The sequence below is a fragment of the Enterococcus sp. S183_ASV_20 genome (genome assembly GCF_018919685.1).
GTDB lineage: Bacteria > Bacillota > Bacilli > Lactobacillales > Enterococcaceae > Enterococcus > Enterococcus faecalis.
The window spans coordinates 1-832 of the sequence record NZ_JAHLRI010000158.1; the positions used below are offsets into that span (position 1 = coordinate 1).

Below are 832 nucleotides of genomic sequence, written 5' to 3' on the forward strand. Positions count from 1 at the left end.
CATTATTTTGCAGAAGGACGAGTTATTTACACAAAATTATTGACGCTCCCGGTTGGTACAACAAGAATTGCAGTAGCATAGTCACCATTGATGAAACTACTTAATGATTAAATTGAGCAATTTCTCAAATAGCACAAACTGCTCTTCATAAAACGAAAAGCAGTTCATAATGTATTTAGATATTTCATTGTGCTATTGACCAGAAACACACTATTTAAGGTACCTTTCTCTTTTCGCTGAGATTCACCAACTTCAATTGCACAAAAAAGTGTGAGCACAAGGCTCACACTTTTTCTAGTTGACTATCCTAAAAATTCGAAAACATCTTTACGATCATACAATTTCAAGATTTTTTCAAATAAGATTTGACCTACGAAAGCAGCTACGATTGGTACAACAAACCAGCTGATTAATAGTAGAATAATACTCAAACCGGCGTCCAATGAAGCCAACGGACCTACCAACCCTACCAAACCGAAACCAGCAGAAGCAGGAGTCCCTGAGACTGAGAATAACGCTACTGGAATTGCTGAGATGATAGCGGTGAATAGACATGGCACCAAGATAATTGGTTTCCTAAACAAGTTTGGCATCATCATTTTCATAGCACCCAATGCGATGGCCAAAGTAACCCCTGGTTTGTTGACTTTCCAAGAGTTAACTACCAAGACAACTGTTGTTGCGGCAACACCCATAGCGGCTGCACCAGCAGAAACACCGTTCAATTGAATTGCCATACCAATGGCAACTGTAGAGATCGGCGAGATAATCAAGAAAGCAAAGGAACATGCAATCAAGATTGACATCAAAATTGGTTGCAAAGTAGTAAAGG

General features: G+C 39.2%; 1 protein-coding gene. It reads right to left on the reverse strand.

The window, feature by feature from the left end; translation table 11 throughout:
- Positions 1 to 302: 302 nt before the first annotated feature.
- Positions 303 to 832 (reverse strand): PTS sugar transporter subunit IIC (locus KQI94_RS16160; RefSeq protein WP_216454667.1); only part of this gene is annotated, 530 nt, incomplete at its 5' end.